The organism is Allobosea sp. 01N443 (genome assembly GCF_056399325.1).
Genome location: NZ_JBFTRC010000282.1, coordinates 1 through 6843, shown reverse-complemented (window position 1 = coordinate 6843; position 6843 = coordinate 1). Strand labels below are relative to the sequence as shown.

Genomic DNA, 6843 nt, shown 5'->3' with positions numbered 1-6843 from the left:
GCATAGGCAATCCATCCGAGGTTACGGCGGTGAGCCTCGTCGCGCGCCTCGAGCAGATGCTGCGGCAGTTTTCTCATCTTTGGCCCAAACGCAAAAGAATTCGACCGAAACACGAATGCAGGTCAAGGAGGCGCTCTGTAAAGAGGCATGGCGGCGATAAGCCGGTGTTTGCGGCCCGCGCTGGAGACGAATTGAGATGGTTGCAGCGTTCCCCGGGACCAGGTCCCGTTTCGAGAAGACGACGACATCGATCCTGCTGGCGGTGAGCTTCTGCCACCTGCTCAACGATGTGATGCAATCGCTTCTTGCCTCGCTCTACCCGCTGTTCAAGGCAAACTACGCTCTCGATTTCGTCCAGATCGGACTGCTGACCATGACCTTCCAGGTCACGGCCTCGCTGCTGCAGCCGGTCGTCGGGATGGTGACCGATCGTTGGCCGATGCCCTATTCGCTGCCGGCCGGGATGGCCTGCACCTGCGCCGGACTGATCCTGCTGGGCAATGCGCATAGCTTTGCGATGCTGCTCATGGCGGCGAGCCTGATCGGCTTCGGTTCCGCAATCTTCCACCCGGAGGCGTCACGGGTGGCTCGCCTTGCCTCCGGCGGCCGCCACGGCCTGGCGCAATCGCTTTTCCAGGTTGGCGGCAATATGGGCTCGGCCATCGGACCGCTGCTCGCGGCCTTCGTGGTGTTGCCATTCGGCCAGGGCAGTGTGGCGTGGTTCTCGGCCATAGCGATGCTGGGCATGATCGTGCTCGGCTGGGTCGGGGCCTGGTATGCCGGTCATCGCCGCCAGAATGCCAGCCGTCCTGCCGTCAGTCGCACGCTGCCGTTGCCGCAGGGGCGCGTCGCACTGGCGTTCCTCATCCTCGTGCTGCTGACCGCGACCAAGAATGTCTACATGGCCAGCATCTCGAGCTATTTCACCTTTTACGTGATCGACCAGTTCCAGCTCGGCATGCGCGATGCGCAGCTGATGCTGTTTCTCTTCCTCGGTGCAGCCGCAGTCGGGACCTTTCTGGGTGGGCCGATCGGGGACCGGTTCGGAGCGCGTTTCGTGATCTGGTTCTCGATCCTGGGTGTGATCCCGTTCGCGCTGCTGCTGCCTTATGCGAGCCTGTTCTGGACCGGCGTGCTGAGCGTCGTGATCGGCTTGATCTTCGCCTCGGCATTCTCTGCGATTGTCGTCTTCGCACAGGAACTCGTGCCCGGCCGTGTCGGCCTGATCGCCGGCGTGTTTTTCGGCTTTGCCTTTGGCGCGGGTGGACTTGGAGCGGCCCTGCTTGGCAACTTCGCCGATACGCACGGTATCGCCTTCGTCTACCGCGTCTGCTCCTACCTGCCGCTGCTGGGGCTGCTTACGATCCTGCTGCCTCGCCTGCCGCAAAGAGGCGAGAGCTAGGCCCGGAATCGCTCAGGCTGGATAAGTACGCTGCGTCACGGCCTGCCGCTGGCGGGCCGTGACGCAGGTCTTTGTATGGATTGGCCCGTCTCGGGCCTAGTTTACCGCGATCTGGGCCTGCTTGATGATGCCGGCCCAGCGCTTCGACTCCGCTTCCATCATCGCAGCGAACTCGGCCGGCGTATTGCCGATCGGCTCGGCGCCTTCGTTCTTCAGCCGTTCGCGGATGGTCGCGTCGTTGATGGCCTCCACCGTGGCGGTGCGGAGCTTTGCAGCGACATCCTTCGGCGTCCCCTTCGGCACGACGAAACCATACCAGGCTGTCGCCTCGTAACCGGCCCAGCCGCTTTCTGCGACCGAGGGCACCTCCGGGAAGAGCTTGGCCCGCTCCTTGCCGGTCACCGCCAGCGCGCGCACCTTGCTGCCTTCGATCAGCCCGAGAACCGACGGCACGGTGGTGATCATGAAATCGGACTGGCCGGCGAGGAGGTCGGTCAGGGCCGGGCCTGCGCCACGATAGGGCACGTGCACGGCTGTGAACTGCGCCATCTGCGCCAGCAGAACGGTGGCCAGGTGGCTGGCCGAACCGTTGCCGGCAGAGCCGTAGGTCAGTTTGCCCGGATTCTTCTCGCCGAAGCTGATCAGGTCCTTGATCGTCTTGTGGGGCGAATTCTGCGCCACGACGACGACCAGCGGAGCTGCGGAAATCAGGGTGATCGGGTCGAAGGCCGTCAGCGGATCGACCTTGACGTTCTTGAACAGGTGCGGGTTGACCACCATCGGGCCCTGATTGGCCATCAGCACCGTGTAGCCATCCGCGGGAGAGGTGGCGGCCTGTGCGGTGATCAGGTTGCCGCCGGCCGATCCGTTATTCTCCACGACCAGTGACTGGCCGAGCTTTTCTCCAACGCCCTGGGCGACCAGACGCGCGATCGCGTCCGTTCCGCCGCCGGCCGCGTAAGGCACCAGCAGGCGCATCGGCCGCTCGGGAAATGCTGCCTGAGCGAATGCCAGCTCAGGCAGACAGGCGCTGGCGGCTGCAGTCGTCAGCAGGCTGCAGAAGTGGCGACGCGTCGGTGTCATGATGGGAATTTCCTCCGATTGCAGTCCCTTCTGGCAGCGCGCCAATCGCGCTGGCGGGGACGATGACATGGCCTTCAAAGATACGGCGCGCGGTGCGCACCAGGCTGGCTCTGGCAACCTGGCCAGATGCGTCGAGAGCGAGGTCGACCTGGATACGGCCGCTCGGATGTTCGATCGTCACCAGCGAGGCGGCGTCCGCGAGACCTACCTCTTGCGCAACGCTGCCGGCGACCTGACTGGCGACGGCGATGCAGAGTGCGCCGGTGACGGCATGGCTGCGATGGCAGCGGTCCGGCGTGAAATAGCGTGAGGTCAGGCTGCCGCCCTGGCGGGCCGTCGAAAGCAGTCCGATCTTGGGAATGACCCGGCCGGCGACGTCGCCAAGACCCATGCGCCTGCCCGCCTCGCGCCGTATCTCCTCCAGCCGCGCCAGCAGGGCCGTATTCGCGTCGAGCTCCGCCGGCATCTCGTCACCGGCAAGGCCGAAATCGGTAGCRCGGACGAGCAGCATCGGCGTGGCATAGTCGATCAACGTGACCGGCACACCATCGATCAACTCGCGCGGCTTGCCGGTCGGCAGCAGGGAGCCGGTCTTGGAACCGACGGCTTCGAGGAAGGTCAGCTTGATCGGGGCTGCAGTGCCTGAAACGCCGTCGATCGCGGTTGTGCCGTCATACTCGACACGTTTGCCGGGGGTCTGCACCACCGCCTCGATCAGCGAGGCGGTATTGCGGTTGTAGATCCGAACCATCGTCTCACCATCGCATGCCGGCACGAGGCCGGCCTCGATGGCGAAGGGGCCGATGGCGGAGAGCATGTTGCCGCAGTTCGGACCGAGATCGACATGAGCCCGGTCGACTGCGACCTGGGCGAARAGGTAATCGATATCGGCATCCGGGCGTGAGGCGTTGCCGACGATGGCGACCTTGCTGGTCAGCGAATTGCCGCCCCCGATCCCGTCGAGTTGCAGCGTGTGAGGCGACCCCATTGCTGCGAGCAGCACGCGGTCGCGCGCCTCCGGGTCAGCCGGCAGATCGGTTTCCAGGAAGAACGGGCCGCGGGATGTGCCGCCGCGCATCAGCACGCAGGGAATGCGCAGGGCACGTGCATGAGTGGGCTTGAGCGGATCGGGCAAGGGCGGCGTCCAGCGGTGAGTGACGGGCTCTCATCCCAGATCGTGAAACCTCTGTGAAATGCAGAGATCGGTGTTATTGATGCGCCATGAGCATCAATTTCGAAGCGCTTGATCTGCGCGCGTTCATCGCGGTGGTTGAACTGGAGGGGTTCCACCGCGCCGCAGAGGCCCTCAACATGTCGCAGCCGGCGCTGAGCCGGCGCATCCAGCGGCTCGAGGCAGCGGTCGGCGCGGCCCTGCTCGAACGCACGACGCGGCGCGTGGCGCTGACCATGGTCGGGCGCGAGATGCTGCCGCTGGTGCGGCGCATGCTGGACGAGTTCGATTCATCGATCTTCGCGATGCGCGATCTTGGCACGAGGCGAGCAGGGCAGATCGCGCTCGCCTGTGTGCCGACGGCCGCGTTTTACTTCCTGCCCTCGGTGATCGCGCGCTTCTCGGAGCAGTATCCCAATATTCGGTTCCGGATCCTCGACCTCTCGGCCAATGATGGCCTGGAGAGCGTGGCGCGCGGCGAGGTCGAATTCGGCATCAATCTGCTCGGCGGCTCCGATCCCGATCTGAGCTTCGAGCCGCTGCTCGAAGACCCGTTCGTCCTCGCCTGCCGGCGCGACCATATCCTGGCGAGCAAGCCATCGCTCGGCTGGGCCGATCTCGAAGGGCATCCACTGGTCACCGTCAGCCGGGCGAGCGGCAATCGCGCCATCCTCGACGCGGCCCTGGTACGGGTCGGCGTGCGGCTGGACTGGTCCTTCGAAGTCACGCATCTGTCGACCTCGCTGGGGCTGGTCGAAGCCGGGCTTGGCATCTCGGTTTTGCCGCGCCTTGCAACGCCGACCGGAGAGCATCCCATCATCGTGACGTGCCCGATCCGCGATCCGGAGGTCTCGCGGACCATTGGCGTGGTGCGTCGCCGCGGCGTTCGCCTTGCTCCGGCTGCGGAGCGCTTTCTCGATATGCTGCTGGGGACATGGCGAGGGCCTTTGCCTCAGCGGAAATAAGAGCCTGCCCACGCGGCTGGCCGCGGCGCCCAAGGCAACAGGAGGTCGGGGACGGGTATGCTGCAAAACTATTCCACAGGCGCATAACATCGAACCCAAATTGCATTAGCCAGCATCGGGCCGAGCGTGGCATCGTTAGGTCATCGAGATGGTTGAGCGCTGGCTTCAGCGCGTTTTTCGTTGGAGCAAGGCGTGTCGGCCTACGATGACGTTCTTTACCCCGCGCTTGAGCCTTACCGCGCTTTTCGGCTTGCGGTGGGGGGCGCGCATGAACTCCATGTTGAGACCAGCGGCAATCCGGACGGCATTCCGGTCGTTTTTCTGCATGGCGGTCCGGGCGGCGGCACCAAGCCGGCCCAGCGCCGGACCTTCGACCCTGCCGTCTTCAATATCGTGACCTTCGACYAGCGCGGTGCCGGGAAATCGACCCCGCATGCGGAACTCGACGGCAACACGACGCAGGACCTGATCGCCGATCTGGAGCGTATCCGCAGCCATCTTGGCATCGAGCGCTGGCTCGTCACCGGCGGGTCCTGGGGCAGCTGTCTTGGGCTCGCCTACGGCCAGAGCCATCCCGAGCGCCTCAGGACCTTTTCGGCGCAGACCCAGACGTTCCTGCCCGACCCGGACCATGTCGCGACGCTGACCGACACCGACGCCGCGCTCGCGATCTCCCGGATCTTCACGCATTACTGCATGAACGGGGCCTTCCTTCCCTCCGGCCAATTGCTGAGCGACATCGGTCGCATCCGCCATTTGCCGGCCGAGATCGTGCAGGGGCGCTACGATACGGTGACGCCGATGAGCACGGCCTGGCAGCTGAAAAAGGCCTGGCCCGAAGCCCGGTTCACGATCGTGACCGAAGCGAACCACGCAGCGACGCCGAGTGCGCCGGCGTTGTCGCAAGCCCTGCGCGAGGCAACGGACCGGTTGCGCGATGTGATGCTGGCCCAGGCGGCCTGAGGGAGAGCCCATGTACGAGGCCGCAAACCAGATTCGCATCGGCATCGAGCCCTATCTCGAGGTCCGGAGCGCAAAGAGCCCCGCCATCGCGCCCGACGGCGAATTGCTGGCCTATCTCAGCGACGAGAGTGGCACGCACCAGATCTGGCTGCGGCCGCTCGCGGGCGGAGCGCCCTGGCGCCTGACCGATATGCCGGAGCCGATCGGCGCGATCTCCTTCAACCCCAAGGGCCGCGACCTCCTCTTCACGATGGATTGCGGTGGCGACGAGCGGCACCAACTCTGGTTGGTGCCGGGCGCCTCCGGAGTGCCTGAGCCGCTTACCGACGATCCGACGGTCGTGCATGCCTGGGGCGCCTGGGCGCCGGACGGACAACGCATCGCATTCACCTCCAATGCCCGCGATTGCGAGCATATGGACGTCTACGTCATGGAACTCGCTACGCGCACCGCCAAGCGCGTCCATCAAGGCTCCGGCTATCGTGAGGCGGTCGCCTTCTTCCCCGATGGCAAGTCGCTGCTCGTCGCCAACGCCACGCGTTCGATGAGCGATCAGGACCTGCATCGCCTCGATCTCGAGACTGGCAGCCTCACGCCATTGCTGCCGCATGAGGGCCGCGCGCGCTATGTCGTCAGCCGCATGAAGAAGGATGGCAGCGGCTTCTTCTTCGTGTCCGATCAGGGGCGCGAGCATCTCGGTGTCGCCTTCTGTGCACTGGCCGAGGGGCGCGTCACCTGGATCGTCGAGCGGGAGAAGCAGGATATCGAGGCGATCGCGCTCGCGCCTGACCAGGGCCGCCTCGCCTATGTGGCGAACGAGGAAGGCTGGAACCGCGTTTTCATTCGTGATCTCGCGACGGCCGAGGAGTTCGAGGTCGCCGGCTTGCCGCGCGGGACCATCGGCTCGGTGGCCTGGGTTCCCGACGGCAGCGGCCTCGTGTTCCCGCTCGATGGTGCGACCTCGTCTCCGGATATCTGGCGCTTCGATGTGGCTACCCGCACGGCAACGCGGCTGACGGATGCATCCAAGGCAGGTCTCGATTCAAGCAGCTTTGTCGAGCCGAGCGTCGAGCGCGCCGCGAGCTTCGACGGTCTCGAAGTGCCCTTCTTCGTCTACCGGCCGCGGAGCAAGGCTCCGGCGGGCGGCTATCCGGCCGTGGTCGTGGTGCATGGCGGACCGGAAGCGCAGTGGACGCCGATCTTCCGGGCCGACCTGCAGTTCTTCCTGAGCCAAGGCATCATGGTCGTCGCCCCCAATG

General features: G+C 65.2%; 6 protein-coding genes. 4 read left to right on the top strand and 2 right to left on the bottom strand.

Annotation, left to right across the window (positions count from 1 at the left end; translation table 11 throughout):
• Positions 1 to 196 precede the first annotated feature (196 nt).
• Positions 197 to 1402 (top strand): MFS transporter, encoded by a 1206-nt coding sequence (locus AC1DRP_RS34565; protein WP_441488111.1) that lies wholly within the window; start codon positions 197 to 199, stop codon positions 1400 to 1402.
• A 96-nt stretch (positions 1403 to 1498) separates the two neighbouring features.
• Here the strand turns inward: AC1DRP_RS34565 and AC1DRP_RS34560 are convergent, their stop codons facing one another.
• Both AC1DRP_RS34560 and AC1DRP_RS34555 read right to left on the bottom strand, forming a co-directional pair.
• Complete coding sequence (locus AC1DRP_RS34560; protein ID WP_441504489.1) at positions 1499 to 2485, bottom strand: Bug family tripartite tricarboxylate transporter substrate binding protein; 987 nt, start codon at positions 2483 to 2485, stop codon at positions 1499 to 1501.
• Positions 2418 to 3620, bottom strand: a complete 1203-nt coding sequence (locus AC1DRP_RS34555) for a 4-oxalomesaconate tautomerase (protein WP_476770900.1) — start codon at positions 3618 to 3620, stop codon at positions 2418 to 2420. Before AC1DRP_RS34555 ends, AC1DRP_RS34560 begins: the two co-directional genes overlap by 68 nt.
• An 86-nt stretch (positions 3621 to 3706) precedes the next feature.
• Here AC1DRP_RS34555 and AC1DRP_RS34550 point away from each other — a divergent pair, with 86 nt between their 5' ends.
• The 3 genes from AC1DRP_RS34550 to AC1DRP_RS34540 all read left to right on the top strand — a co-directional run.
• Positions 3707 to 4621, top strand: a complete 915-nt coding sequence (locus AC1DRP_RS34550) for a LysR family transcriptional regulator (RefSeq protein ID WP_476770899.1) — start codon at positions 3707 to 3709, stop codon at positions 4619 to 4621.
• A gap of 192 nt (positions 4622 to 4813) precedes the next feature.
• Positions 4814 to 5584 carry an alpha/beta fold hydrolase gene (locus AC1DRP_RS34545; RefSeq protein WP_476770898.1) on the top strand — a complete coding sequence of 257 codons (771 nt, stop codon included), beginning with the start codon at positions 4814 to 4816 and terminating at the stop codon, positions 5582 to 5584.
• 10 nt (positions 5585 to 5594) lie between these two features.
• Positions 5595 to 6843, top strand: a 1249-nt coding sequence (locus tag AC1DRP_RS34540; protein WP_476770897.1) for a S9 family peptidase, incomplete at its 3' end; no start/stop codon positions are given.